Origin of the sequence: Heliobacterium chlorum (assembly GCF_014502795.1) — a bacterium.
Classification (GTDB): domain Bacteria; phylum Bacillota; class Desulfitobacteriia; order Heliobacteriales; family Heliobacteriaceae; genus Heliobacterium; species Heliobacterium chlorum.
This window is the reverse complement of sequence record NZ_JACVHF010000001.1, coordinates 98,628-123,477: the sequence shown is the minus strand read 5'-3', so window position 1 is coordinate 123,477 and position 24,850 is coordinate 98,628. Positions and strand designations below refer to the sequence as shown.

Genomic DNA, 24,850 nt, shown 5'->3' with positions numbered 1-24,850 from the left:
TACATCCATCCTATGAACCTTTAGGCAATAACCACTTTTTGATTTTCCCTGTCCAAAATGCCGTCCAAGCAAACTTGCTGGACATCGGACAAAAGGCGCCCTCCGATGAGGGGACTGCCAACCCGAATAAAAGCTTGCGGATCTCCGCTGACGTAAAAGCGATGGCGCGGTTTTCCCAGACGAGGGTCCCTGGGTGAGACGATTCCCTTTTCGATCAGTTCTTTTCCCTGCGCCACAGTCTGACAGGCTGGGTCAACGAGAGCGATCTCTTCACCGATCGTGTCCCGAATGATCGGCTCCAAAAAGGGATAATGAGTGCACCCGAGAATAATCGTGTCAATGTTCTTCTCTAACAAAGGGGTTAAGTATTCTCGAGAAGCTTGCCGAGCTTCAGAACCAAGGTAGCTGCCCGTCTCTACGAGGGGAACAAAACGGGGACAGGCTTGACCAAAAACCTTCGCTCGCCCGTTCAGTTCAAAGATGCGCTGGGCGTGAGCCCCTTTACGGATCGTCGCTTCCGTCGCTAAGACACCGATGCGGCCGTTTTTGCTGACGCTGACGGCTTCCTCTGCGCCGGGATTCACTACGCCTACAATCGGAACGGAAAAACGCTCCTGTAGCAAGTCAAGAGCCAGTGAAGAACTGGTGTTGCAGGCCACAAGAATCAGTTTCGCGCCTTCGGAGATCAAAAAGGTGACGATTTCAAAGGCAAAGCGGATCAATTCATCAGCTGGCCGTGGTCCGTAGGGTACATGGGCCGTATCCGCAAAATAGAGAATCTCTTCTCCCGGCAATTGCCGAAAAACTTCACGTGCCACGGTAAACCCGCCGACACCCGAATCAAATACGCCAATAGGCTGGCAACGAATCAAAAAACCTCACTCCTAGCCATTACGGCATGGGACCCTTTAAACCATAGCACATATTATTCGCTATGAAAAGAATGGTGACTCATGCTCAGGGTTGTTCAAAATGCCTTTGTAGACCAGCCGCGATCGCCTCGGCAGCTTTTTGCCGAATCGATCCCTGATTGAGCAGTTTTTCTTCCTCCGGATTGGAGAGAAACATCAGTTCAATCAATATGGCTGGCATGTTTGTTTCCCGCAATACGGCAAAGTTTGCTCCTTGCGTACTCCGGTCTTGCCGTTGTAGTGCAGCGACAAGCGATTGCTGTACCATACCAGCCAATCGCATTCGGGTCCCTTCTCCAGCTTTCGGCATACCTTCTTTATTGAAATAATACGTCGTGATGCCGCCGATATCGCTGCTGGAATTTGAATTGTTATGTATACTCACGAAGAGATCAGCCTTCGCTTTGTTCGCTAAGTCAGAACGATAGGTGAGGTCATCGCCCACCGTTTCACCCTTTATGTCCTTATCACTCTGTCGAGTCATGATCACCCGGGCGCCTTTGGACTGGAGAACACTGGCCAAACGACGGCTCACGTCTAAAACGACGTCCTTTTCCTTCGTTCCCCCTTGCCCGGAAGCACCTTGGTCGACCACATTGTAGCTCGTGTTAAAGTACCCATGACCGGGATCGACGATAATCGTCTTTCCGGCCAAGGAACCAGCGACGGCTGCCACGGTGCTGCTGGTTGATCCCCGACTCGGTTGGGTCGATGGTTTACTCGTTGCCGTTGGCTGAGCTGTCGTCAGCCAGGAGGCAATCCAGCCGCCAGGCTTTCCCCCGTTGAGGAGTTGGTACCATCCATCCTGTACACTTCCCAGGTCGAAAACTTCACCGACCGCAGCAGTTCTAACAATATCGCCTTGAAGACTGGGAGAAGTACGGATATTAGCCGAATACTGTATGGTCACCTTCCATGACCGTGGGTTCGATAAAACCGGTCCCGTTGAAGCAGCCGGGTTGACCGTGATTGGTTCAGGTGTCGGTTCTGGCTTCGGTTCTGGGCCGAAAGTGCCGGGCGGTATGATCAGCAGTGAAGAGGGGGAGTTAGATTCAGAGGCACTTGGCGGTGAGGAAGCCGGAGCGGAATCGTCCTTCGCAAGCAGCCAATCGGCAATCCATCCGGTGTTCCCATTATCCAAGCGGACCTTGGTCCACCCCTCTTTCGATTCTAGAACAGCCAGTTTTTTTCCTTTCAACACCATGGTTACGATATCGAAATTCACTCCAGGGCCGCGACGAACATTGACAACCTGCCCGTTCACCGTAACGGTTGACCCTTGCTTGAGAGATTCTAATGTCTTGAGGCTGCTCGAAGCCCATCCGGGGACGGCATCTCCGTTCGTATCGGCCCCGAGCGCACCTGATGTCGGCAAAAGGAAAAAAGTCCCCCCCAGGACTATGGACAATAGACGACGATGTTTCATATTTCCTCCCTATACGTAACAGGACATTTTCCGGAAGGCAATAACCAGCGGATCTTTATACTACATAATTCGGGAGATGCGTCCTGTTTTATGTCGATGTTGGAAAAAATCCGTCATCTTTCTGTTACGTTTTTTATTGTAATCCTTTTTCGCTGGAATGGACAGAGGAAGAATAGATTGTCAGAGTTATTGACCAATTAGCGAGAAAAATAAACGGTGACAGCGCTAAAAGCCGTCACCGTTTATTTGAACCTGTTATTGGATTTTTTTATCACTGTTGCTCAATGAATTGGGATCGCCTTGTGCCGCTGAAGAACCTGTTGCCTTCGCCGGCTCCGCTTCGTCCATAATCATCGATTTCTTACGAGCCATCGCTTGGGATACGTCCATGTGACCGGCGAGGGATTCAATCTTTTTCCCCTCAACAAGAATTTGTACTTTTTCAATCGACGGATACTGGGTCAGCGTGTTGACGATCGAATAGACCGTCATCGTTTCACCGGCTGAGCCGCCTTGATGGTTTTTTTGCAGCTCCTTGCTAAAGTTCACGGTGCATAGCCCGTCTTTCACGTTGATATCGAGCAATCGGGTACCAGCGGGGATGGTTGCAATGCCTTTCGATTGGATGCTGGGACCTTTGATCAATTCCTGTATGGCAGCCCGGGCTACACTACCTGTTTTTGCGATCACCCGTTTCTCAGAGATTAAGTTTTGTCCTTTCGGGTCAGCGAAGTACAAGGTCAACGCTTGCTCTTGCCCGGCAGGTATCGCTTGTTCTTTACTCTCTACAGGGATCACCTGTTCTGGAGTCAGGCTCGGGCTCTTCTCCTGTTCTTTTGCCGCTAGACCTGTTTCTTTGGCCTTAAAGTCTGCTTTCATCGATACAAACCGATCAATCGCTTGGCATCCGCCTAAACCAAAGGCAATCACCAGCGCTGATACCAGCAAGATGATACCGGCGGACCAGCTCCGTTCCCTGTCCATATATACTTCCTCCCTTTGCAGTCATTTGGTTCATACATATGGACAAGGGAAAAAAACTATTCCAGTATTTTCATATTAATGATGGAGCAGCGAAATGGTACTCATGGCCGTACCTCCTAGTGCGATCCCTGCCAGAGCGAGGCTGGGAGAGAGCTTCTTCGCCTCGGGCCACAACTCGTCCCAAACCAAGTACACCATGGCCCCGCCGGCGAGGCTGAGCATCTGCGCTAACATTTTCGTGGAAACAGCCAGTATGCCAAAACCGAGCAGCGTACCTAAAGGGGTAAACAGGGCCATGCCCAACGTCAACAAAAAGATTTTCCATGTCGACAACCCGCTCATTTTAAGAGGAGCTGCTGTCGCGATGCCTTCGGGGATGTTATGTAAGCCAATCGCCAAGGCGACGAGCCAGCCTAAATGGGTTTCTGCAGCCGAACCAGCAGCGATAGCGATCCCTTCGGGAAAATCGTGCAAGGAAATACCCAGGGCGATGAGATAGCCCATCTTACGCAACGGGCCTGCTTCTTTCCCCCTTCGGCTGGACAAGGTAAAACGAGTCAACAGCACATCGGTCACGGCAAGAATGATCAGACCGAGACAAAAACCGCTCAGCATAGACTCTAAACCGCCCCAAGCATAGGAAGAAGGCAGTAAATCGAAGAGGACGACGCTCAACATGACACCGGCGGCAAAACCGAGCATGACGCTTAAGGTTCGCTTTCCCAACACCCCGAGCATGAGGACCACGAGGGCTCCAGCCGTCGTCGCCAGCCCTGCAATCAAGCTAACAAATAGCATCTGTGGTACGACGCCACGAAGCAGTTCAGCCATCAAGGGACCCTCCAAAGCCGAATTTCTGTAGATATATAATGGTGCCTGGAGGGAAAAAGAACGAATCCCGCTCCCCATCCAAAAAGAAAAACCCACCTGCTCAAAGGCGGGACGCCTTGAACGGTGGGAAATAGATCGCTCACGGAAAGCCGGAAAATTGCCGTGCATGATAAAAGAAGTATGGCGAGGGAAAGCTTTTACCGGAGGTCGAAATTATTTTTAATCTTGCAAACGGTAAGACGAATATCATCCTAATCATATCAGGACTCGTCACCGGGTTGGTCAACGGCCTGATCGGTATCGGCGGAGGGACCATCGTCATCCCCACCATGGTCTTTTTGCTGGGAGTATCACAGCATCAAGCCCATGGAACTTCACTGGCGATCATCCTGCCTACATCGGTAGCCAGCGCCTTTATATACTGGCGAAAAGGATACCTGGCATGGTCATTGATCCTTTCGGTCGCTCTCTCCGGCATGGTAGGCGCTTACATTGGGGCGAAAATGATGAACAAGTTCTCTCCCCAACACCTGCGTATGCTACTAGGGATCGTGATGGTCGTTGCGGGGGTGCGACTCTTATGGAGATAATGCTGATTGTCGTGGGGCTCTTATCGGGAATATTGAGCGGGCTCGCTGTGGGCGGAGGTACACTGCTCGTCCCGGCACTGATCCTGCTCATGGACGTGGAACAACATCAAGCTCAAGCAGTTGCCTTGACAGCCTTTCTGCCTATGTCAGCAGTAGCCTTGGTGACCCATTTTAAGAATGGCAACGTTCGACCTCGTCTTGCCTTTTTGTTGGCTTTGACCGCCGTCATCGGTGCTGTGGGCGGCGCCTCGCTAGCTGCCTATCTCCCAGGGCCAGTTCTCCGGAAGGTCTTCGGCATCTTTTTAGTCGCCATGGGTGCTTATGAGATTTTCTATCGGCCGAAAAGGCAAGCTGATCTCACTAATGGAAAACAACCGAGTGAACGGCAGGGCAACCCATAGTATAAGACCGACCGGCCAACACGTTACCGCTTCGATATTTACCGGTGAGTTATCGGGTATTCGCTACCTCAACGGGATCAACCAAAATCCCTCTGAAAACCATTTCCCTTCCCGCAGGCCGCCGATTTGAGGCGGCTTTTCGTTTATCCAGACGAGATAGTCAGCGCCTCCCTTACGAGCCTCCTCGAGAAAATCCTCGGAAAACTCGGCTGGGTCGATAAACCAACCAAAGCGACGGCTGTAAAAGAGACTGCGAGGCGAGTATTCGTTGATGAGCAGACACGACTCGGATGGAGTCGCCTTATCCAGAGCGAGACCGATATTCAGCGTCTTTTCGTCGACATCGTACCAACGCTCATAGGTCCAAGGCTGGTCCCGCAGCCACTTTTCCGGCAGCCACCGTTGAAATGAGGCAGAGACGAGAAAAGAACCGCCCACCAACAGCAGCAATAGCAAACTCGCTCTCGGCTTCCAACTCCGATAATCGGACAAGCTCATGTCGACCGTCGCCCCTGTGAGCAGAGCGACTAGGGGAACTGCCGGTAGGAAATAGTACTGCAGGTTGTTTAAGACATGATTACCGACTAACAGAAAGAATGCCGCCAGGGCAGCAATCCAGCTAACGATCCAAAAGCGCTCTTGCGAAAAAAGGCCCCGCAGCAGACCGATCATCGCGGGAATGATAAAGAATGGGGTAACGGCGAAAAAGAAAGTACCTCGTCCGACGTCGGCAAACCAATCGAGAGGAATCCCTTCTTGCCAGAGCCTTGCCGCAAAGGAAGTAGTGAGCCCTGATACAAAAGGGTGTTCTGCGATGCCATGAATAGCCCGCAGATAAGCCGCCGTAAACAAAAGGGGAATGATGACATAAGCGAGCCCCGCCTCCCATTTAGGCCCACGTGCCCTGAGCCACCAGAAAAAGAGGGGCAGGTAGAATATGGCTGCCGGCGGTTTAACGAGAACAGCTAAGGTCATCCATAGGACGCCCCGCCACATATACCGGCGGTCCGCCTCCTTTTCCCAGGCAAGGAAATTAGCCATCGCAGCCAGGGAAAGGGAAATCATGGGTACATCCGGTTGAAAGGATCGAGAAAAATAAACATACAAGGGATGAACAGCCAAAGTAAGGGCGGCGGCGAGGCCAGCCCATTCACCCCAGATCTGGCGGCCGATCCGGTAGACCGACAGCAAGGACCACAAGGAAAAAGCGATGATTACGAAACGGGCTACCCAGGGAACTTCCCCAAATATGTAATACAATGCTGCCGTGATGCCTGGAACCAAACCGAATTCCAACTCGGCATAGTTGGGCGGCGCTCCATAATAGGGAAGCTGTGGACGGAGCAGATTAAATTCCCGCTCATAAAAATAGCGAGCTACGGCAGCCGTATCGCTTTGACGCCAGCCATGAAAATCGACAAAAGGGTTCTCAATGCCTTTTAGCCGCATGGCGAAACCGATCAAGACGATGATAGTGAGCGCCCATAGGGAAAAATTCCAACGCAATTCCCTTAACTCTGCGCGATCAGGAAAACGCCAAAACAAATGACTAGCACCCCGCCGATTCGCATTAACGTTACCGGCTCTCCCAATAGAGCCCAAGAGGCGAAAAGCACGATGATATAGGATAAACTGACCATGGGATAGGCTAAACTCAGCTGAACTTTGGACACGGCCATAATCCAGAGAATGGAACTACAGCCGAAAAGGAAAAGCCCCCCGATAATGAGGGGATTTTTCGCCATCTGCAATAACCCTTGAACCAACGTTTCCCACAAGGGACCCGGCTCAATGGCGAGTCGGTTCGCACCGAGTTTAAGCAGCACCTGCCCGCAGGCACCCAAAAAAATCGAAATGAGGATCGTATAGAATCCGCTACCCAAGGCGTTTTTCATGGACGATCTCCAATCTGGAAACTTTTCGAGCCAAGAAAAAATACTGCAGCACCGTCTCCAGTACAGGCATTTTACTCGGTCCTGCTTTCCGGTCGTAGCGCAACACCAAAGGCACCTCATCAAAGCGAAGCCCTAATGTACGCAGCTTCAGCAAGATCTCGGCCATGCATTGAAAACCGCTGGCTTCGATAAAATATTCTCCAAAACGTTGGAAGGCAACTTGTAGAACACCGATCTTATAGGCCCGAAAGCCGGAAGAATAGTCTCTTACACCATCGATTTGAAAGATGAAACCGAGCAGCGTGGAGGCTCCCCAGGACATCACCTTGCGGAAAAAGGATAGTCCGATTTGCTCGCCGCCGTCCTGGTAGCGAGAAGCGATAACCACATGGGTTCCTTTTTTGATTTTCTCCACCATGGCCGGGATGATGCTCGGATCATGGGTATCATCGGCATCCATCGTGACGACGACGTCGTCACTCGACCCGTTTTCGGCGATCCAGCGCAGGCCTGTCATCATACCTCTGCCCAGACCTTTGTTCACTTCATGACGCAGCACCGTCACTGGATAGAGCCGTTGATAACTTTCGGCGATTTCAGCTGTACCGTCTTTTGAACCATCATCCACCACGATCACATGCAAGTCAGGAAATTTGGGGAGCAGATCAGCGAACTTCGGCATCAAACCAGGTAAGCTTTTTGCTTCATTGTAAGCCGGTAACAGAATATACAGGGCCAACGCCCTCCTCTACAGAAACTGATTCCATTTTTAGGTTTTCTATGGGTGCTTTGCAAAGGGACGATCGGCCTATAACCCCTCCGGCAAATAACCGTACATCTCTTTGAACACCTTCGATATGACGGGACCCTCGTCAGGGTCAAACATCCGAACCACAGAGAATTCCACTACTGTCGTCTGCTTCCCATTCGGCAGCGCATGGATTTCGCAACGGAGAATCCGTCCAATACCTACGGTTTCTTCTTGATTGGTCACGATCAGCACGGGCATCCCTACGGGGTACATCCGCCCCCCTTCCTTGGTAAAGCCGAGAATGATATTGCCGTGTGTCCGTTTCCAAAGCAAATGATTTCCGGGACTCTGAGGCGGTTCCTGGGGAAGCTCGTCCACCGGTAGTCGAAGGACCCAGGTGAATTCGAACTTGTAGCCCAACCACACATCCCTCCTAAAAACGTCACTGTATATATTATATACACCCTAGCCTAGAAAATTTCCAGACATAAGAAACCAATATTCCTGCACAATAACTAAAGAGGAAAAATTCTCTCCCTTTTGGAAGGTGGTTTCCTTTTGGGCCGGATTAGCTGTCTCAAACAGTTAGACTTCGAACCGCTGCCCCACCAGATCGATACGGCCTGGAAAGTGCTCTATCCCATGGGTGGACGAGCTATCTTAGCGGACGAAGTCGGGCTGGGTAAAACCATTGAAGCCGGCATCGTCTTGAAAGAACTGCAATCCCGAGGTCAACTGAATAAAGTCCTGATCTTGGCGCCGAAAAACCTGACTGGCCAGTGGGCCCATGAGATGAGGACCAAGTTCGGTTTTCCTTGTTGGGTTAACAAACGGGAATACGGTTGGAACTGGCATCCCTTCGTCGTTACTTCGATCGACTTAGCGAAGCGCTCTCCCCATGCCGATATCATCGGCGCCATCGAGTATGATGTGGTCATCGTCGATGAAGCGCACCGCCTGAAAAACCCCCGTTCCAGCAATTATGCATTTGTATCGTCCATAAAAACGAAAAACTTGCTTTTGTTGACGGCCACGCCGGTACAAAATGATTTGAAGGAACTTTTTCACCTGGTAGACTTGCTGCGGCCCGGTTATTTTGGCACTTTTGCCGATTTTCAATCAGCCTTCCTCGCCAGCAAACGAGAACCGAAAAACCCGAAAGAACTGCAGGAAGTCCTCGCAGGCGTCCTCATCCGCCATCACCGCAGCGAATGCGCGATCAAACTGCCAAACCGGCATGTCCACCTGCTTCCCCTCGATTTGACCGAGCCCGAACAAGAGCTTTATGATGCCGTCGTCCACTTCCTGCGCAATGAGTTTCGCCGCCGCAAAGAGATGAAAAAAAGCACCTTAGGCTTACTCACACTTCTCCGCGAAGTATGTTCCAGCTCTTTTGCTGCTTTAGGCACTATCGAGTCGATGGGCTTGGAAGAACTGATTCCCCTAGCCCAGCAAATTCGTCAGAACGCCAAAGCCCAGGTGGTCACCGACTTTCTTCAGCACAGCAAAGAAAAGGTTATCATTTTTACGGAATACTTTCAAACCCTAGATTATTTGGCTATGCACCTGCAGGCCATAGGAATACCTGTGCTCGTCTATCATGGCGGATTGGGACGTTGGACCCGAGCCATGACCCAGCATGAATTCCAGAACAGCGAGATTCCCGTTCTCATCTCCACGGAATCGGGCGGTGAAGGCATCAACTTGCAGTTTTGCCACCAAGTGATCAATTATGACCTCCCTTGGAATCCGATGCGGTTAGAACAACGGATCGGCCGGGTTCACCGGTTGGGGCAGGAGCATGATGTTCACGTCTATAACCTGAGCACCCGGGGGACGATCGAAGAGCACATGTTAGACCTGCTACATGAGAAAATTAAGATGTTCACCCAAACGGTCGGCTTCATCGAGCGTATAATCTACGGTCAAAAGTCTAGTGAAAACCTGGAAACACACGCCTTGGAATACTTACTCGATATTCAAGCAAAGATTAATCAGGAAAAAGCAAAGACGAAACCTCCACTAGAGGTTCCGTCCTCTTTTCAACCTGTATCACCGCCGCTTTTTCTGCTATGAATTCCAGGTGCGGAATCCCTCTCCTAAAACCTCGTGAACTTCATTGATGATCATAAAGGCTTTCGGATCTGTATCATAGACGACTCCCTTCAACCGGACCAACTCGGAACGGCTGACGACACAATAGAGAATGTTCTTTTCTTCTGCAGTATAGGCTCCCCGCCCGCTAAACACGGTGGCTCCCCGTTCCAGTTCGCTGACGACGCGCCGGGCGATTTCTTCGGACTTCTCGGAGATGATCATGGCTGCCCGGGCTGTGTAGGCCCCTTCTTGGACAAAATCAATCACCCTGCTGGCGACAAACACCGCTAACAGGGTGTACATAGCGACTGCTTTGCCAAAGATAAAGGCGATCGACGTGATCACGATGACGTCAAACATGAGCAGAACTCTTCCTAAAGGCCATCCCCAGCGGTGGTTGACCAGTCGAGCGACGATATCGCCTCCGCCGGTGGAACCGCCAAAGAGGAAGATCACGCCCAGACCGACGCCTAGAAAAAATCCGCCGTACAGAGCTGCAAGCAAAATATCGTTGGGCATGGGCGATTGGTACTTCGCCGTCAAATCGATCGCCAGGGAGGCCACCGCCGTTCCCCATAGCGTTTTTAGGGCAAATTCATGGCCCAGAAGGCGCCACCCGATGATGAACAAGGGGATGTTCATGATCAGGTATGATTGTCCCACCGGCCAACCGAAGAGATAATAGAACATCAATGCCACGCCAGTCAACCCGCCTTCGGCCAGCCGGTTGGCGATGATGAAATAATTCAGTCCAAAAGCGAAAATGCTTGCACCGACAGCGATTCCCAGGGCATCTTTCAACCAAAGACCGATTCGTCTTTTCAATTCCCTTCCATCCTATCTGAGACGAAACTTACTCGTATAGATTGCCCTCTCGTCCGCCTTCTAAAACGGATTCAACGCAATACGTCTTTAATGAATACGGTAGTATCTTTAATCAGGTTGTATTCCTTCGTTTCGACAAAACGGTAGCGCTCTTGCAGCACCCGTACGACGGGACGCATCGGGATCGATTTATTCTGATCGACGACAACACCCACTTCCCCTGTAGACAGGCGCACCGAAATCCCCGTCGGGTAGGTGGCTACATTTTTTAAGAAGAGCTGCACCAGTTCCATATCAAGATAGCGACCAGAAAGTCCCATCAACATCTCACAAGCCTGGTGAGGTAAGACAGGCTTGGCACCGAGTGTACCGTTGACTAATTTATCATAGAGGTCCACTACGGCTACGATCCGTCCGTACAGGTGGATATCATCACCGGTCAACTGCCGGGGATAACCGGTGCCGTCGACCCGCTCGTGATGCTGGTAGGCCACATGTGCAGTAACGACACTCAGTTCTTGAATCCGTCGCAGAAGGGCAAAGCCTTCTTCGGTATGTTTTTCATAAAGAGCCCGTTCTTCGTCGCTGAGCCGATCTTCCCCTTTTTCTAGAATTTCTTTCGGCACCTTCGTCAAACCGACGTCATGCATCAGGCCGCCTACGGCCAGTTCTATCAGACGGTTACGGTCGAGACAACGAGCGATCCCCAGCACAGTTGCCATGATGCAGACCGATACACTATGGGGGATCAGCCAGTTTTCGGTGGAACGCATATCCATCAGGTTCATGAGCACACCCTGATTGGCGATGCATTCCTCGACGATCGAGTTTACTGTTTTTTTCACTTTTGTCCCATCAATACTTCGGCCGCTTCGAATCGCATCGGTCGCCTCTTTGACGTTATGCAAGGCTTCTCGGCGGGTCTCGTCGCTGATCGGATCGATGATTTGCAAATCCTGAAACTGTTCATCTTCAATATAGACCGCTGTAATGCCGAGTCCTCGCAGTTTCGAGAGATAACCAGCGGTCAATAAAACACCTTTTCCCAGTAAGATCTGACCGTCTGAGGTCAAGATGGAACGGGCCAGCTTATCTCCGATTTTTACATAATCAATCCCCATCTGCCGCACAGTACTCGCCTCCCTGATGCTATAAAAATTCGCCGTTCCTGTCCGGCATCCTCTATTACTATATAAAAATAAAAGCGGTTTTCGCTATATGCAAAAACCGCTTTTTACCGATAAAGTATGTTAATCCTATTCAGTTTTACCTACTTTGACAGGATTTTCAACTTCCAAGATTGGCTTCACATCGATGCCAGCTTCCTCTTTTCCAATGAGGTAGGCTACATCACCGCTTTTTATCATGCAGGCGTTGGCTTCGTCCGTATCGAGGTGGAATTCTAAAGCCATCGCATCGCCGACACGAGCGAGAACGTTTTGGAAGATCACGCCCCGTTCACCGCCGAAGGAGACGGTGATACGCTCTTTGTCTTTAACGGCTAGGGCTTCCGCATCTTTGGTGTGCATATGGAGATGTCGGCAAGCCAGGATGACACCTTCTTTTAAGATAACCGACCCTTTAGGCCCAATGAGCACACAGCCCGGTGTGCCTTTTAAGTCACCGGAATCGCGAACAGGCGGTTGAACACCTAAAGTAAAGGAATCAGTCCGGGAAATCTCAACTTGGGTCTGTTTTCGTGCTGGTCCGAGGACCCGTACATTGGAAAGGACACCTTTTACCCCAGCTACCGTCAAAACTTCTTTACAGGCAAACTGGCCAGGTTGACAGAGCGGCTTCATCTCTGTCAACTGATATCCGGCTCCGAAAAGGGTATCCACATCTTCCTGGGAAAGGTGGATGTGGCGATTCGACACACCGACGGGCACTTGAATCGGAATATTGTACTTCATGATAAAATTTCCTCCTTCCCCAAGACCAATAGTGTCTAGGATGCTGTCAGCATTTTGACTGGCTTTATTATAAACGCCGACAAACAATCCCGACAATATCTAAGATCTATTTATAACTGTCTAAATTATCAGACAGACGCAGGTAAAAAAGAAAAACCCTCGATGAACGAGGGTTTCATAGATTCGATGTCTTATTCACATCCACAGCCGCAACCGCATTCGCTTTGGCCTTGGCCAGCCACTTTGTTCAGTTCGGCGATGAGTTTATCGACTTCGATGCCGTGAGCGCGAGCGCCCTGCCCGATGTTTTCGAAGCGAGCCGCCGAACAACCGAGGCAACCCATACCAAAACTCATGAAGACAGGTACCGTCTGAGGATATTTACTTACGCATTCCCCAATACCCATAGTTTCGGTGATTACCATTCAGTCCACCTCCTTAAAGGGCAGATGAAGAGCCCCCTGGGGGCATTATACATCAAGTTCTAAATTGTTGCAATGCAGCGGCCAACTGTCCGGCGATCTGGCTTACATGCTGAACAGTCCCATTGATCTCTTCCATGGCCGCTGTTTGCTCTTCTGTCGCTGCAGCCACTTCTTGGGAGCTGCCGGCGTTCACATCGGCTAGTTTTTTGATTTGTTCGACGGCTGCTACTACGCTGACAATCAATTGTTCCGACGACCCAACCGCCTGTTGTTCCGCCGCTTCACCGATTTCCTCGATCAACTCGTTCGTTTCCCTCAGACTCTGGGTGATCTGTTGAAAGGCTTCTCCGGTCTTCGTCGCCACTGTTGTTCCTTCGGCCACTTTTCCTGTTCCCCTGCTCATCGCCTCAACAGCCCGATCCATCTCAGCCCGGATCTCACCGATCAAGTGACGGATCTGTTCCGCGCTTTGCGCCGATTCCTCAGCCAGCTTTCTCACCTCATCGGCGACGACAGCGAATCCTCGCCCCTGTTCCCCGGCACGAGCCGCCTCGATAGCTGCGTTCAAGGCTAAGAGATTCGTCTGACCGGCGATACCGGTAATCGCTTCGACGATTTGACCGATCGCCTGGGACTTATCGGCAAGCCCTTTGATGACTTGAGCCGTATGGCCGACGGCATCGCGGATTTCCTGCATCTTGCCTACCGTGTGATCAACCGCTTCACTTCCGCTTTGAGCCAGTTCCATCGTTTTACGGGACGCCTGACCGGCCCTGTACACGATAGCTGTAATCTCGTGGGTCGCCGCCGACATCTTGGCCACATCATCAAAAGCTTTATCGACCAATTGAACTTGTTCCGTCGTCCCCTCCGAAACAGCGTTCATCGCACTGGCGACCCGCTCTACTGTTTTCGTCGTTTCCTCCGTCGACGCACCAATCTCCGTGGAAATAGCGGCCAATTGCTTCGAAGTGTGTTGGACTTTTTCCAGCAAGGTTCTCAATTCATCAACCATCCGGTTAAAAGAATGCCCCAAGTCTTCGATTTCATCACCGGAGTGTACTTCTACCTTTTGGGTAAGATCCCCTTCGGCCACAAGGCGGGCACTTTCTGCCAGCTTGCGCAGAGGTCGGGTAATTCCGTTCGAAAGCAGCAACGCTGCGACAATGCTGAGGCCAGCCGCGATCAGTGCGAGGATCCAACTCAATTGAATCGCTTGATGAGCCCGTTCCTGTGAACGATCAATATCTGTCCCCATCCGCTTCTCGCCTAATTCTTTCAGGCTGTCTACCGCCTCGATCACACCAGGTATCATGGGGTAAGACTTGTTCAATCCTTGACTGAGGGCAGATCGATCCCCCCGCTGGTACGCTGGAATAATCTCTTCGGACGCCACTTTTTCGTAAACGCTCAACCGGGCAGAAATATTGCGAATATGGTTGCGCTCCTCTTCCGTAGACTCCATCTTGTTCATCTCTTCGATCAGTCTATGGTTCTCTTCAGAAGCTTGTTTAAATTGCTCGATCATTTCCGTTTTTCCAAAAGCAAGGTACCCCATCAGGGAGGCCACTTCCAGATGGGTATTGCTCGTCAGCTTTTCGGCGGAGACCAGCAGCGGAATGCTGTGATCCTCCAAGTCATCGATGGAGGCATCAATGGCACTTGTTTTAAAGTAGGTGACGGCTGCAACGGTAACAATAAGTGCTACGATCGCTAAATAACCGCCGAGAACTTTCCATCGAATACCTATTCTCATTCGCAACGTCACCTCAAATGGAACGAACCGACAGTTCGTCCGTATCGTCGACTGTAAAAACCCGATCTAACTTTGTCATCCGAAAAATTTCCTGAATTATCGGTGTCAAATGGCTCAACCGTAATTGACCGCCCATTTTTACGGTCGTTTTCAAAATGGACACGAGAAAGCCGAGCCCCGCTGAATCGATAAAATCAACACCACCGAGATTTAAGATCAGATCGATTCGCCCTTGTTCCATTCGTTTTACCACATCTTCTCGAAACTTAGCTGCTTCGACGGCATTGAAGGACCCCTGTAAGAAATACAGGTCTGTCTCCCCGACAGATCGGTATTGCACGGTTAACACGTTTTCTTCGCCTCCTGGTCATCGTAGTCATGAAAAGCAGGGGTCTCTAGGGTTGGATTTTAAATCCGCCCTAAATATAATTGTACTTCATAGGAGCCAAATTTAGCACCTTCTGTAAAAATAAGTAACTAAAACTTAATAAAAAACTCACCTTTTTGGGTGAGTTTAAAATTCTTTTATTTAAATAATAGAATTATGCGAGCCCCAGTGAACCGAGGATGAGTTCTAAGGAACCTTCTTCCGGGATTAAGAACAGAGAGCCTTCAATCGCTTCACTTTCTCCGACGAATTCGGTGCTCAACAAGAGGGCATGATCTCCCACTTCAGCGATAGTCGCCAAGACAACACTGATGATGGCGGCAGCCATGTCCATTGCTAATGCTGGAACAGACTGTTCAAAGGTGATCTGCGTGAACATAGACAAGGCGTTTAAATAAGTCCCTGCCAGGATGTTACCTACCTCTTTGAGGGCTGACTCTTGGATCTCGCCGATTTCCTCGGTAGTTCCTGCGGGCAAACCCATCAGCATGTCCACAAGGGCTTTTGCCGATTCGATGGGCAGTACGAAGAGCAAATTCGCCGGTGCCTTACCTTCGACCCGCAGGTATACACCCGCAACGAGCGATTCCGGCCCGCCCATACGGTCGGCCACCTGATCAAAGGGCACGACTCCCAGGGCTGGCACTTTCATATCAATCGCTTTTTGCACCATCTGAGATAACGCGGTAGCCGCATTTCCCGCCCCGACATTCCCCACTTCCCGCAGGGCGTCCATTTGCATCGGGCTAAGGCTCAGAAAATCCATGATAAGCTCTCACTCCTTTGTAGCACTGACCAGAGCAAGGGCATCTGCTTCGGAGTCCGCAATCGAAATGACCTTATTCAACCGAACGATTTCAAAAACCTGACGGATCACATCCCGCAATCCGTATACAGCCAATTGCTTGTCTTCCGCTTTCAATTGTTTATAAAAGGAGACGAGCGCTCCCAAACCGGAACTGCTGATGAATACGACATGAGAAAAATTCAATACGACAGCATCACACTCTTCGGAAACGGCTCCTGTTAACGCTTTTTTAAAACGTTCCAGGCCCATCCCGTCAATTTCACCTTTTAGGTCAATGATGTTGCACGAGTCGAGTTTACGAGCTTCGAACTCCAACACCCGCGCCAACCCCTTTTCTTTTTGCAAATTCTGAGATATTCATTAAAACTATTACACTTTTTTCTAGCATACCATTAGATTTATTTTCTGACAAGGCCAAGGCCTTGTGTAAACGGTTCCAATGGGACCTGTGCTTCCAGATCCCACGGAATTAAGCTGTCAGCGATAGTCCACGGGCTTTCTCGATAATCAGTAGGCCGAACTCCTCGTTCCAAATGTAAGGGTCGCCCCGGTGAACCTAGAATTTGCCTCACCAGTTCATCTTCACCGGCATTGACGATACGAAGCCGGAGCTTTTCGGCGCGGTGTGAGATGGGGCAGCAAAAATAGGTTCGACAGACCAAAGGGCGGTACCGATGGTAGCGGCAACGCTGAGAGTCATCGTCGAAGAGACCGCACTGGCCCTGGTCCATCCGGCGCAGGGTCACATCGATGACTCGACCTTCCTTTTGAATATCGCCATGCACACTCAGCGCCAGAAGAATATCTTCGCCGCTGAATCCACCGGACCTTTTCGCTTTTTCTGCCAGTTCCGGAATGGTCATCGACAAATGGACGGCATCGCCGATGGTCAGGGGAATCCGTTCGCTGCAGCAACCGGGACATCCCTCGCAGGTCGACCAGCCGGTAAACTCCTGCTTTCGGCGAAGACCGCTCCATTTCGAACGATCAAAAAAGTTTTCCACCGCCTGAAGATAATCAGCAATCGTAGCGTCGGCGTGGTAGGCTACAATGTCATAACCCCAACCGTCGGGAAACTGCCGCGGTTCCAGTTGTAATTTTTGCATTATACTGATTCCTCAAAATGGCCCGAATGATGAAGGGCCTGTAAGACCCGGGCAATTTCTTTACATAGGGGTGTCAATTTTAGCCGTTCCGTATCGAGAGGAACAGGCCAACGGTAGAAAGCACAAGCCCGGTGAACGGTGACCACATGATCAGGGGCAACAGAGATCTCAAAATTGACTTCGGGAAAGTTTTGGTGATCCACAATTGTCATGATGATGTTTTGTACGGTTCGGGTTAAAAATCCTGCTGACTCGAAATTTTTTGCCGGAAAATAATATTTGATCTCTAATTCCAAGGCATTGCCAAATCCGTCACGTCTCGCAAAGTCCGGCGTCATGGACCGCGAAAAACCCCTTTGGGGGGCCGCCTCCAGCCCGTAGACTGAATGGGCCGTCATTACCGCGTCCCAGACAAAGGCGATCTCCGTTTTGATTTCGGAACCGGTGCTAGCTCCGGGAACTTGGCAAAAACAGCGAAACTCCCGTAAGCATGTGCCTGTCTCAATAAAATTCTGTACATCGAAGGGTTCCAAACCAGCTTCATCGAGCGCACTGAGCAGATCGTCCCAGACTTCCTCGTATGTTAACATTCCCTGTCTCCTTGGTGTGATTTAAGCGGTACATTCCTCTTCCGGAATGTATCGAACCGATGCCCGGGGCGATTCCCAAATCCGAACGGCACCGACCCGGAGATGGGAGTGATTTCCTTGTAACCATGATGCTAGTTCTTCACAAAAGAACCGGGATAAGTTCTCCGCTGTCGGATTCGTCTGTTGGAAGCAGGGATGTTCATTGATCATCCGGTGATCCAACTGTTCACAAATCGCTGTCAGGGCACGCTTTACGTCGACGAAATCGATCAACATCCCCAATTTATCCAGTTCCCTGCCGACAATCGTCACTTCCACTTGCCACGTATGTCCATGAACTTGCGCACATTTTCCAGGGTATTCTTTTAAAAAGTGGGCTGCATCGAAATGGGTCTGAACGATCAGTTCATACATGGGCGATCCACTCCTCGATTTTTTTACACTGATCCGGCGGGAGCGGTGCCCCATCCGGTAAAATCCGGCCTAAACGAGCGTTCCGATTAGTGCCATGAAAGTCACTGCCTCCGGTGACTTGTAACTCCAGTTCTCGGGCAAGTCGCAGGAACATCTGGATGTCTTCAAAGGAATGTTCCGGATAATAGGCTTCAACTCCCACCAATCCGGCTGCTTTCAACCTGGTTAAGAGATCCTTTAGCTCTCCATAGGTTCGTTCTGCTAGAAAGACAGGGTGAGCGAGCACCGGAACCCCCTGAGCCCGACGAATCAGGGCGATTCCATCTTCGGGAAGCAGTCGTTCCTTTTTGACATAGGCCGGTCTACCGCTGGCGAGAAATCGCTCAAAAGCTTCTTCGACAGATGAGACGACTCCTTTTTTGACCAAAAGGCGACCGAAATGGGGTCTTCCAATAACCTGGCTTCCCGCTTCTTGCATCACTTCTTCCATAGTAATCTGAATTCCCAACTGCCGCAAGCGTTGAATGATTTTTGGGTTTCGTTCGCTCCGCTGTTCGACAAGCTCTTTCAATCCTGCTCGCAATTCAGGATGGTCGATTTCCAGATTATATCCTAAAATGTGCATCTCTCGTTCATTATGATTGACGCTCAATTCCACACCGGCGATGATTTGAACTCCCGATTCTTTTCCAGCTGCTTTCGCTTCCTCCACCCCGTCCGTTGTGTCATGGTCGGTGAGTGCCATCAAGGTGACACCTTCCCGCTGAGCCCTGTGGACAAGTTCCCGCGGTGTGAGGGTACCGTCGGAAGCCGTCGAATGCGTGTGTAGGTCGATTCTTTTCACAGAGATGCCCCTTCCTCGTAGATTCTCAAAACGATAAATATCTTCAACGCTTATTATACATTTGTACTAAATCAGGGTGTCACGACACCGTTCCACCCAAATCGCTCGCTCCGTCATTACACCCCAGATTTTAACTCAACGTGCAACGGTTCTGACGGAAATAAGCCTTTCTATAAGCGTTAGGGGTTCTGCTAGTAATCCTTGACATCTAATGATTTTGCTAATCGGAACGATAAAACCTCTTCACGGAAGGAATAAAATATAAACTTGAATGAAAAAACAGAGCCCTCGGTGAGCTCTGTTTTCTTTCCAAGACATTTTACTTTTTTAGATTATTTGAAATAGCGGTCGAGCAAGCCTTTGAGCATTTGAGCATGACGAGCTTCGTCTTTGGAAGACTCATCGAAGAAATCGTGGGCAGCGTCGATATCGTTTTTCTTCGCATCAGTAGCGGCCATCTTTTTACCTTTATTGGCGCCGATTTCTCCGGCCAGCATTTTTTCGATGTTCTCTTTGGTCGATTCGGAAATCATGCCATTCAGTTCGGCGAAGTGAGCCGCATGTTCTGCTTCTTCCCAAGCGATCCGCTTCAGTACTTCTGCGACTTCCGGATAACCTTGCCGTTGAGCTTGGCGAGCCATAGCCAGATAGAGACCTGTTTCTTGTGTCTCACCGCGGAAGTTCGCATTTACGGCGTCTTCTACGACAGTGCCTTTCGTGACGCCTAGTTTTACTTCATTGACGAGTTCCATATTTAAATACCTCCAATTAATAATAACTATTACTAATTTTGTGCATTTTTAGTATAACTATTTAGATTGGGATTGTCAACCATATTTCAGAATTTTTTTCTTATCGGTGACTCGCTTTAAGTATCCTCTGAAAACAGATAAGCTATGCGTGAACCGATAAAAAAGCCAACTGCCCCGCCGAGATTTGCGGGGCAGTTGGTCAGATAGGGATTCGCTTATAGGGGTTCAAACTCGTCTTTACCTACCCCGCAGAGAGGGCAAACCCAGTCAGCCGGAAGATCCTCAAAGGCCGTTCCAGGAGCGATGCCGTGATCGGGATCGCCTTTGGCAGGATCATAGACATAGCCGCAAACGAGACAACCATATTTTTTCATCAGAAAATCACTCCTTTCTTGTGCATCATCATAACAAACAGATGGAATCTTTGCCAAGGCTCTCGACTAATCTTACAAGTTTTTTTATAATTCTTAACAGTTTACATCGTCCTGAACTGCATTTCCCCTCTGTTCGTATATAGAGACGTCTTCCAGCCTATGGTATGATGAATCTGAGGAGGCTTACCATGACACAGCTTACACCGCTTCAACAGGAGATATTCTCGACGATAGAAAAAGAGGGCGCCATTCCCTTTCGGGACTTTATGTACCTGGCTCTCTACCATCACCAATACGGCTACTACACATCGGGGGAACCGCCGATGGGCCCGGCCGGGGACTTTATCACCTCACCTGAGATCAGTCCCTTCTTCGGCCGCTTGATCGCCCGCCAATTAGAAGAGATGTGGGAAAAGCTCGAGCGACCCGCCCCCTTTCATATAGTGGAATTCGGTCCCGGCCGAGGTTTCCTCGCTCATGCCATCTTAGAGGCACTTTCCAGCCAGCCCTTAAAGGAGTCCCTCCTGTATCATCTGGTAGAAATCAGCCCCGCCCTTCGCCAGCAACAGCGGGATCGTCTAAGCTCCCTCCCTTACCCTATCTATGAAGCACCATCTCGAGCGATGGCCGGCTCTTACGGTTGGTCCACTCCGGAAGAACTGCCGAAAGGCGTCTGCGGCTGTGTGTTGACAAACGAGTTTCTGGACGCATTACCGGTACACCGGCTTCAATGGACGGAAGGCCGTTTTGTTGAATTATATGTAACCAACTCCTCTGATGGGGACGAACCTTTTCAATGGCAAAAAGGCCCTTTATCAGATCCTCGTTTACTTTCCTGGGTAGACCAACATATCAGCGGTGAGAATATCGTCCTCGATGAAGGCCAGGTGGTGGATGTAAACATGGCGGCTACCGACTGGCTCTCTGCCGTCGATGGTCTGCTTCAGCAAGGATTCATCTTGACGATCGATTACGGTCACCAGGCACCGGAACTGTACGACAACGTCCGCATGGACGGTACCCTCATGTGTTATCACCAGCACCGGGCTGACCCTGATCCCCTCTCCGAGGCCGGGGAAAAGGATATGACCGCCCATCTGGATTTTTCAGCGTTACAAAAGGTCGGCACCGAGTTGGGATGGCATAATCTCGGATTGACGAATCAGATGTGGTTCTTGTCCGGTTTGTTGCGCCCCGATGACTTCGCCACGACCTCTGAGATGACTGTTCAAGAGTTCCGGCAGCGCCAAGCCCTGAAAAAGTTGCTCATGCCCGGCGGAATGGGGGAGATTTTTAAGGTATTGATCCAGTCCAAAGGGGTTTATACCGATTCGCTACTGGGATTACATCAGCTGCGATTGCGTTAGGCGCTCATAGAATAGAAAAAATTAGGCAAAAATACCAAAGGTACCTTTCTTAGGTCCTTTGGTATTTTCTTTTTCATAGGAGGTGCTTTCGTGAATGTAAGCAAGATCTGGCTCAAATACAAACCTCAACAACTTCCCTCATCACGGACTTCGATCGGAGGGCTGCTCCTGTTGGCTTTGTTATTAACCGTCTGGTACTTGCTGCCCGGACCGACGGAAGTGGAAACAGTCGCTGTCGATCAAGGCCCGGTGCAAAAAGATCTTTGGATCAGCGGTGAGGTGAAGACGAAGCGACAGATCACCATCTTTTCTTCACTCCCCGGACCGATTGAGTGGCTCGTCGAGGAGGGACAGCGAGTATCGGCGAACGAAGCGGTTGCCCAGGTGGGGGGTCAGTCCCTGACGACTTCCATTGCTGGCCAATTGATCGAAAAGAAAGTGGTTAACGGAAGCTGGGTCCCTCCCGGCACGCCCTTGGCAGAGGTGGCTGATCCTTCGGACTTAGTCATTCAAGCTATGGTGGACGAGACCGATGTATTGAAGCTGAGTCAAGGTCAACCTGTGCTGTGGTCCTTGACCGGTTATTCTGGTGAGACCTTCACTGGAAAAGTCCTCAACATATCTCGAATGGTGAGCCGGGACCATGAGGGGAATAAAGGTTTTCGAGTCCTGCTCAGTGTACCGCCACAGGTGAAATTGTATGTGGGAATGACAGCGGAAGGTCGGGTCATCCTGGAGGAGACAGAAGATGCCGTACGGGTGAGCGTAGACTCGCTCTGGGACACAGGGGGCGATACCTATGTCTATGCGCTCCGGGGCGGACGGGCTGCGGCCGTCAAGGTCGATGTGGGACTGCGCGATGATAACTATGCCCAGGTCTTATCAGGCCTGCAACCAGGCGACCGGGTGATCATCCCCCATGGTGTGCAATTGACATCCGGTCAAAGCGTTCGTTCTAAAACAAGGACGAAAACATGAGCGTACAGAGAAACCTTCTACCACCTGAACTAGTTAAGTTGAGCACCTCAAATAGGAGGACTGCCGCGGGGCAACCGCTCATCGACATACAAGGGGTAGGGAAAGATTTCCCCTATGGTTCCCAGATCCTTCGGGTGCTGCGAGGAATCGACTTGCAGGTCCGACCGGGAGAGGCCCTATCCATTATGGGGCCTTCGGGAAGCGGCAAATCGACCTTGATGAACATCATCGGCTGTATGGATCGACCCAGCCGGGGACGATACCGGTTGGCCGATCAAGACGTGGACGAATTAGCTGAGCGGGACTTGTGCAAGGTGCGCAACCGAACCATCGGCTTTGTCTTTCAGTCCTTCCATCTACTGCCTCGTTTGACGGCTTGGCGCAATGTAGAAATACCCATGCTCTATGGCGGTGTCTCTACCGAAGATCGCCGGGAACGGTCCAAAGATCTCTTAGAGCGCGTCGGATTGGGCCACCGTCTTCACCATCGTCCCAATGAACTTTCTGGCGGCGAGCGACAGCGCGTCGGTATCGCCCGGGCATTGGCTCTTGAACCGGCTTTGATTCTCGCCGATGAACCAACAGGTAACCTGGATCAACGCACAGGCAAAGATATTCTTCGCTTATTTTCCACGCTGCACCGAGAGGGGAAAACGATCATTGTGGTGACCCATGACCCTGATGTGGCCCGCTGGGCTGACCGGATCATCACTATAAAGGACGGGAGACTGGTGTGAACCTGCGTGAGTTTATTCTGATGGCCTTCGAGGGCTTGATCGCTCACCGTCTGCGCTCAGCGCTAACGGTGCTTGGCATCGTCATCGGAGTTTTTGCCGTAGTCACCCTCATGTCTCTGGGAGATACGGTCCGTCGTCAAGTATCGGGGCAAATATCTGAGTTGGGCTCAGGGTTGCTCATGGTCATGCCCGGTCGGGACGACGGCGGACATGGACCGGGGTTTATCAAAATGAACTTGACTTTGCGAGATGCAGAACGATTAAAGACGATCAACGGCGTCGAAACCGTCAATGCGAATTTAACCATCCCAGCCCGGGCAGAGACAAACCACAATAATCTTAATGTCACTCTCTATGGCGACACAGCCGATTTCTTGCAGGTGCAAAACTACGAATTGGCGGGAGGACGGTTTTTTCAGCCCGGCGAAGTCATGGCCCACCGCCGTGTCGTTCTTCTAGGTTCGAAGACAAAAGCCCAACTCTTTGGCAACGGCGATGCCGAGGGACATACGATTCGTCTTAACGGAACCACCTTTCAAGTGATTGGCACGTTGAAGGAGAAAGGACGAACCTTGGGTCATGACCGAGATCAAGTCGTCGTGGCACCGGTTACAGCCGTTCAGGATATCTCCGGATTTCGCAATATTGGTGTCATTTTCGTGCGTGCCGATGAACCAGAGAAAGTTTCTCTGGTCCGCGAGCGCATTTTATCAGTCCTTGCGAAAACTCACCCTCAAAAGGACATTCAAGTCTTTTCACAAAATGACGCTTTAAAGGTCAGCGAAAAAATCCTGGGAACTTTGACGACCTTTCTCACCTGTATCGCTTCGGTCTCTCTCGCCGTCGGAGGGATCGGTATCATGAACATCATGCTGGTCTCCGTTCGAGAGCGAACCCGAGAGATTGGCATTCGCCGGGCCCTAGGTGCAACTCCGAATCAAGTGATGGCTCAATTCTTACTGGAGGCACTTTTTCTAGGGGCCATCGGCGGCATTCTCGGATCCTTGTTCTCCCTCTTCGTCATCAACGGCCTCATCTTCTGGGCCGGTTGGAAAACAACGGGCAGTTGGTTTAGCAACATATCGACGGAAGCCTTCCTATTGGGTATTCTCTGTGCAACCGGTATCGGTTTAATCTTCGGTCTCTACCCAGCCCGGCAAGCTTCCCGACTGGATCCCATCAGCGCTCTGCGCTACGAATAGGATGAATGTGATGGAATGGATGTGCCCCGCTTGCAACGGAATTGCTCGGATCTCTGTCCCTTGTCGCCGGTGCAGCACCCTCATGGAGGATCGAGGACGGTTGGAAGATTTCGCTCAACCTTACAGCCCTTACGATATCGACGATGAACTTGACGGGGACATGACCCGAGAAGATCTTCAACAAGCCAGTTCTCATGATTGTGTACACCTGTTGGTATGCCCTCAATGCGGCAGCGATCGGCGTTTGGAAATTCCCCGGCAGTTCATATAATTCCGGATCCTCTGCATACTATCTTCGGAGGTGTGCAGCATGGGTAGAATGTTCCGGGGTCTCTTTGGCTCACTAGGGTTATTGCTCACCGGAGTTGCCCTTGGAATGATCGTGGGCGATAAGAGTTTAGACAAGTTTTCACGCCGGCCACAGGGGTTCCGTTTCCGTAAAATCCGCTTCCGCAGAAAACCACAAGCCACCTCATAAGAGGTGG

31 protein-coding genes are annotated in these 24,850 nt (G+C 50.7%); 9 read left to right on the top strand and 22 right to left on the bottom strand.

What is annotated here, in order from left to right; all coding sequences use genetic code 11:
* Nucleotides 1-20: 20 nt before the first annotated feature.
* From murI to H1S01_RS00595, 4 genes are all read right to left on the bottom strand, one after another.
* Nucleotides 21-872 (bottom strand): glutamate racemase, encoded by an 852-nt coding sequence (gene murI, locus H1S01_RS00610; RefSeq protein WP_188038199.1) that lies wholly within the window; start codon nt 870-872, stop codon nt 21-23.
* Between the two features lie 85 nt (nt 873-957).
* Nucleotides 958-2,286: an N-acetylmuramoyl-L-alanine amidase family protein gene (locus H1S01_RS00605; RefSeq protein ID WP_188038198.1), complete on the bottom strand. Its 1,329-nt coding sequence runs from the start codon at nt 2,284-2,286 to the stop codon at nt 958-960.
* Between the two features lie 306 nt (nt 2,287-2,592).
* Complete coding sequence (locus tag H1S01_RS00600; RefSeq protein WP_188038197.1) at nt 2,593-3,321, bottom strand: GerMN domain-containing protein; 729 nt, start codon at nt 3,319-3,321, stop codon at nt 2,593-2,595.
* Between the two features lie 75 nt (nt 3,322-3,396).
* Complete coding sequence (locus H1S01_RS00595) at nt 3,397-4,152, bottom strand: ZIP family metal transporter (RefSeq protein WP_188038196.1); 756 nt, start codon at nt 4,150-4,152, stop codon at nt 3,397-3,399.
* 212 nt (nt 4,153-4,364) lie between these two features.
* Here H1S01_RS00595 and H1S01_RS00590 point away from each other — a divergent pair, with 212 nt between their 5' ends.
* Both H1S01_RS00590 and H1S01_RS00585 read left to right on the top strand, forming a co-directional pair.
* Complete coding sequence (locus H1S01_RS00590; RefSeq protein WP_341479016.1) at nt 4,365-4,742, top strand: sulfite exporter TauE/SafE family protein; 378 nt, start codon at nt 4,365-4,367, stop codon at nt 4,740-4,742.
* Nucleotides 4,733-5,143: a sulfite exporter TauE/SafE family protein gene (locus tag H1S01_RS00585; protein WP_188038195.1), complete on the top strand. Its 411-nt coding sequence runs from the start codon at nt 4,733-4,735 to the stop codon at nt 5,141-5,143. Before H1S01_RS00590 ends, H1S01_RS00585 begins: the two co-directional genes overlap by 10 nt.
* 63 nt (nt 5,144-5,206) lie before the next feature.
* Here the strand turns inward: H1S01_RS00585 and H1S01_RS00580 are convergent, their stop codons facing one another.
* The 4 genes from H1S01_RS00580 to H1S01_RS00565 all read right to left on the bottom strand — a co-directional run bounded on the left by H1S01_RS00580 (nt 5,207) and on the right by H1S01_RS00565 (nt 8,215).
* Nucleotides 5,207-6,688, bottom strand: coding sequence for an ArnT family glycosyltransferase (locus H1S01_RS00580; RefSeq protein WP_188038194.1), 1,482 nt, complete (start codon nt 6,686-6,688; stop codon nt 5,207-5,209).
* A complete protein-coding gene (locus tag H1S01_RS00575; protein WP_188038193.1) occupies nt 6,655-7,038 on the bottom strand; it encodes an EamA family transporter in 384 nt (127 codons plus the stop codon). Before H1S01_RS00575 ends, H1S01_RS00580 begins: the two co-directional genes overlap by 34 nt.
* Complete coding sequence (locus H1S01_RS00570; RefSeq protein ID WP_188038192.1) at nt 7,019-7,777, bottom strand: glycosyltransferase; 759 nt, start codon at nt 7,775-7,777, stop codon at nt 7,019-7,021. Before H1S01_RS00570 ends, H1S01_RS00575 begins: the two co-directional genes overlap by 20 nt.
* 69 nt (nt 7,778-7,846) lie before the next feature.
* On the bottom strand, nt 7,847-8,215 hold the full coding sequence (locus H1S01_RS00565) for a hypothetical protein (RefSeq protein ID WP_341478999.1): 369 nt from the start codon (nt 8,213-8,215) through the stop codon (nt 7,847-7,849).
* A gap of 132 nt (nt 8,216-8,347) precedes the next feature.
* Between H1S01_RS00565 and H1S01_RS00560 the strand changes: the two genes are divergently transcribed.
* Nucleotides 8,348-9,865 (top strand): DEAD/DEAH box helicase, encoded by a 1,518-nt coding sequence (locus tag H1S01_RS00560; protein WP_188038190.1) that lies wholly within the window; start codon nt 8,348-8,350, stop codon nt 9,863-9,865.
* Here the strand turns inward: H1S01_RS00560 and H1S01_RS00555 are convergent.
* The 14 genes from H1S01_RS00555 to rd all read right to left on the bottom strand — a co-directional run bounded on the left by H1S01_RS00555 (nt 9,860) and on the right by rd (nt 20,081).
* Nucleotides 9,860-10,711 (bottom strand): YitT family protein, encoded by an 852-nt coding sequence (locus H1S01_RS00555; RefSeq protein WP_188038189.1) that lies wholly within the window; start codon nt 10,709-10,711, stop codon nt 9,860-9,862. The genes H1S01_RS00560 and H1S01_RS00555 overlap by 6 nt on opposite strands.
* Before the next feature lie 71 nt (nt 10,712-10,782).
* Nucleotides 10,783-11,832, bottom strand: a complete 1,050-nt coding sequence (locus tag H1S01_RS00550) for an HD-GYP domain-containing protein (protein WP_207732135.1) — start codon at nt 11,830-11,832, stop codon at nt 10,783-10,785.
* Between the two features lie 135 nt (nt 11,833-11,967).
* Nucleotides 11,968-12,624, bottom strand: a complete 657-nt coding sequence (gene pduL / locus H1S01_RS00545) for a phosphate propanoyltransferase (RefSeq protein WP_188038187.1) — start codon at nt 12,622-12,624, stop codon at nt 11,968-11,970.
* 191 nt (nt 12,625-12,815) lie between these two features.
* A complete protein-coding gene (locus H1S01_RS00540) occupies nt 12,816-13,049 on the bottom strand; it encodes a DUF1858 domain-containing protein (protein WP_155475752.1) in 234 nt (77 codons plus the stop codon).
* 52 nt (nt 13,050-13,101) lie between these two features.
* The gene (locus H1S01_RS00535; RefSeq protein WP_188038186.1) at nt 13,102-14,805 is read right to left on the bottom strand and encodes a methyl-accepting chemotaxis protein; all 1,704 of its coding nucleotides are present in this window, start codon (nt 14,803-14,805) and stop codon (nt 13,102-13,104) included.
* A gap of 13 nt (nt 14,806-14,818) precedes the next feature.
* Entirely contained in the window at nt 14,819-15,154 is a 336-nt protein-coding gene (locus H1S01_RS00530) for an anti-sigma factor antagonist (protein WP_188038185.1), read from the bottom strand.
* 193 nt (nt 15,155-15,347) lie between these two features.
* Nucleotides 15,348-15,959, bottom strand: coding sequence for a chemotaxis protein CheC (locus tag H1S01_RS00525; RefSeq protein ID WP_188038184.1), 612 nt, complete (start codon nt 15,957-15,959; stop codon nt 15,348-15,350).
* A 9-nt stretch (nt 15,960-15,968) separates the two neighbouring features.
* Nucleotides 15,969-16,319: an anti-sigma factor antagonist gene (locus tag H1S01_RS00520; protein ID WP_188038183.1), complete on the bottom strand. Its 351-nt coding sequence runs from the start codon at nt 16,317-16,319 to the stop codon at nt 15,969-15,971.
* Between the two features lie 80 nt (nt 16,320-16,399).
* The gene (locus H1S01_RS00515; RefSeq protein ID WP_188038182.1) at nt 16,400-17,107 is read right to left on the bottom strand and encodes a YkgJ family cysteine cluster protein; all 708 of its coding nucleotides are present in this window, start codon (nt 17,105-17,107) and stop codon (nt 16,400-16,402) included.
* Nucleotides 17,107-17,697 carry a hypothetical protein gene (locus H1S01_RS00510; RefSeq protein WP_188038181.1) on the bottom strand — a complete coding sequence of 197 codons (591 nt, stop codon included), beginning with the start codon at nt 17,695-17,697 and terminating at the stop codon, nt 17,107-17,109. Before H1S01_RS00510 ends, H1S01_RS00515 begins: the two co-directional genes overlap by 1 nt.
* A gap of 21 nt (nt 17,698-17,718) precedes the next feature.
* On the bottom strand, nt 17,719-18,111 hold the full coding sequence (gene queD, locus H1S01_RS00505; protein WP_188038180.1) for a 6-carboxytetrahydropterin synthase QueD: 393 nt from the start codon (nt 18,109-18,111) through the stop codon (nt 17,719-17,721).
* A complete protein-coding gene (locus H1S01_RS00500; protein WP_188038179.1) occupies nt 18,104-18,955 on the bottom strand; it encodes a PHP domain-containing protein in 852 nt (283 codons plus the stop codon). The genes queD and H1S01_RS00500 overlap by 8 nt, the downstream gene beginning before the upstream one ends.
* 332 nt (nt 18,956-19,287) lie before the next feature.
* A complete protein-coding gene (locus tag H1S01_RS00495; protein WP_188038178.1) occupies nt 19,288-19,707 on the bottom strand; it encodes a ferritin-like domain-containing protein in 420 nt (139 codons plus the stop codon).
* A 215-nt stretch (nt 19,708-19,922) separates the two neighbouring features.
* Nucleotides 19,923-20,081 carry a rubredoxin gene (gene rd, locus H1S01_RS00490; protein WP_188038177.1) on the bottom strand — a complete coding sequence of 53 codons (159 nt, stop codon included), beginning with the start codon at nt 20,079-20,081 and terminating at the stop codon, nt 19,923-19,925.
* Nucleotides 20,082-20,269: 188 nt separating this feature from the next.
* Here rd and H1S01_RS00485 point away from each other — a divergent pair, with 188 nt between their 5' ends.
* From H1S01_RS00485 to H1S01_RS00460, 6 genes are all read left to right on the top strand, one after another.
* Nucleotides 20,270-21,448, top strand: coding sequence for a class I SAM-dependent methyltransferase (locus H1S01_RS00485; RefSeq protein WP_188038176.1), 1,179 nt, complete (start codon nt 20,270-20,272; stop codon nt 21,446-21,448).
* 90 nt (nt 21,449-21,538) lie between these two features.
* On the top strand, nt 21,539-22,426 hold the full coding sequence (locus tag H1S01_RS00480; protein WP_188038175.1) for an efflux RND transporter periplasmic adaptor subunit: 888 nt from the start codon (nt 21,539-21,541) through the stop codon (nt 22,424-22,426).
* Nucleotides 22,423-23,163: an ABC transporter ATP-binding protein gene (locus tag H1S01_RS00475; RefSeq protein WP_188038174.1), complete on the top strand. Its 741-nt coding sequence runs from the start codon at nt 22,423-22,425 to the stop codon at nt 23,161-23,163. The genes H1S01_RS00480 and H1S01_RS00475 overlap by 4 nt, the downstream gene beginning before the upstream one ends.
* Nucleotides 23,160-24,365: an ABC transporter permease gene (locus H1S01_RS00470; protein ID WP_188038173.1), complete on the top strand. Its 1,206-nt coding sequence runs from the start codon at nt 23,160-23,162 to the stop codon at nt 24,363-24,365. The genes H1S01_RS00475 and H1S01_RS00470 overlap by 4 nt, the downstream gene beginning before the upstream one ends.
* A gap of 10 nt (nt 24,366-24,375) precedes the next feature.
* Nucleotides 24,376-24,636, top strand: coding sequence for a hypothetical protein (locus tag H1S01_RS00465; RefSeq protein ID WP_188038172.1), 261 nt, complete (start codon nt 24,376-24,378; stop codon nt 24,634-24,636).
* Between the two features lie 39 nt (nt 24,637-24,675).
* Nucleotides 24,676-24,843 carry a hypothetical protein gene (locus H1S01_RS00460; protein WP_188038171.1) on the top strand — a complete coding sequence of 56 codons (168 nt, stop codon included), beginning with the start codon at nt 24,676-24,678 and terminating at the stop codon, nt 24,841-24,843.
* The last annotated feature ends 7 nt before the right edge of the window (nt 24,844-24,850 follow it).

Excerpts from the sequence above, each read along its gene's own strand:
- rd (WP_188038177.1), bottom strand. The coding sequence starts at position 20,081 with ATGAAAAAATATGGTTGTCTCGTTTGCGGCTATGTCTATGATCCTGCC.
- H1S01_RS00485 (WP_188038176.1), top strand. The coding sequence starts at position 20,270 with ATGACACAGCTTACACCGCTTCAACAGGAGATATTCTCGACGATAGAA.
- H1S01_RS00515 (WP_188038182.1), bottom strand. The coding sequence starts at position 17,107 with ATGCAAAAATTACAACTGGAACCGCGGCAGTTTCCCGACGGTTGGGGT.
- H1S01_RS00465 (WP_188038172.1), top strand. The coding sequence starts at position 24,376 with ATGGAATGGATGTGCCCCGCTTGCAACGGAATTGCTCGGATCTCTGTC.
- H1S01_RS00585 (WP_188038195.1), top strand. The coding sequence starts at position 4,733 with ATGGAGATAATGCTGATTGTCGTGGGGCTCTTATCGGGAATATTGAGC.
- H1S01_RS00540 (WP_155475752.1), bottom strand. The coding sequence starts at position 13,049 with ATGGTAATCACCGAAACTATGGGTATTGGGGAATGCGTAAGTAAATAT.
- H1S01_RS00510 (WP_188038181.1), bottom strand. The coding sequence starts at position 17,697 with ATGTTAACATACGAGGAAGTCTGGGACGATCTGCTCAGTGCGCTCGAT.
- H1S01_RS00535 (WP_188038186.1), bottom strand. The coding sequence starts at position 14,805 with ATGAGAATAGGTATTCGATGGAAAGTTCTCGGCGGTTATTTAGCGATC.
- pduL (WP_188038187.1), bottom strand. The coding sequence starts at position 12,624 with ATGAAGTACAATATTCCGATTCAAGTGCCCGTCGGTGTGTCGAATCGC.
- H1S01_RS00575 (WP_188038193.1), bottom strand. The coding sequence starts at position 7,038 with ATGAAAAACGCCTTGGGTAGCGGATTCTATACGATCCTCATTTCGATT.
- H1S01_RS00595 (WP_188038196.1), bottom strand. The coding sequence starts at position 4,152 with ATGGCTGAACTGCTTCGTGGCGTCGTACCACAGATGCTATTTGTTAGC.
- queD (WP_188038180.1), bottom strand. The coding sequence starts at position 18,111 with ATGTATGAACTGATCGTTCAGACCCATTTCGATGCAGCCCACTTTTTA.
- H1S01_RS00460 (WP_188038171.1), top strand. The coding sequence starts at position 24,676 with ATGGGTAGAATGTTCCGGGGTCTCTTTGGCTCACTAGGGTTATTGCTC.
- H1S01_RS00600 (WP_188038197.1), bottom strand. The coding sequence starts at position 3,321 with ATGGACAGGGAACGGAGCTGGTCCGCCGGTATCATCTTGCTGGTATCA.
- H1S01_RS00525 (WP_188038184.1), bottom strand. The coding sequence starts at position 15,959 with ATGGATTTTCTGAGCCTTAGCCCGATGCAAATGGACGCCCTGCGGGAA.
- H1S01_RS00475 (WP_188038174.1), top strand. The coding sequence starts at position 22,423 with ATGAGCGTACAGAGAAACCTTCTACCACCTGAACTAGTTAAGTTGAGC.
- H1S01_RS00550 (WP_207732135.1), bottom strand. The coding sequence starts at position 11,832 with ATGGGGATTGATTATGTAAAAATCGGAGATAAGCTGGCCCGTTCCATC.
- H1S01_RS00495 (WP_188038178.1), bottom strand. The coding sequence starts at position 19,707 with ATGGAACTCGTCAATGAAGTAAAACTAGGCGTCACGAAAGGCACTGTC.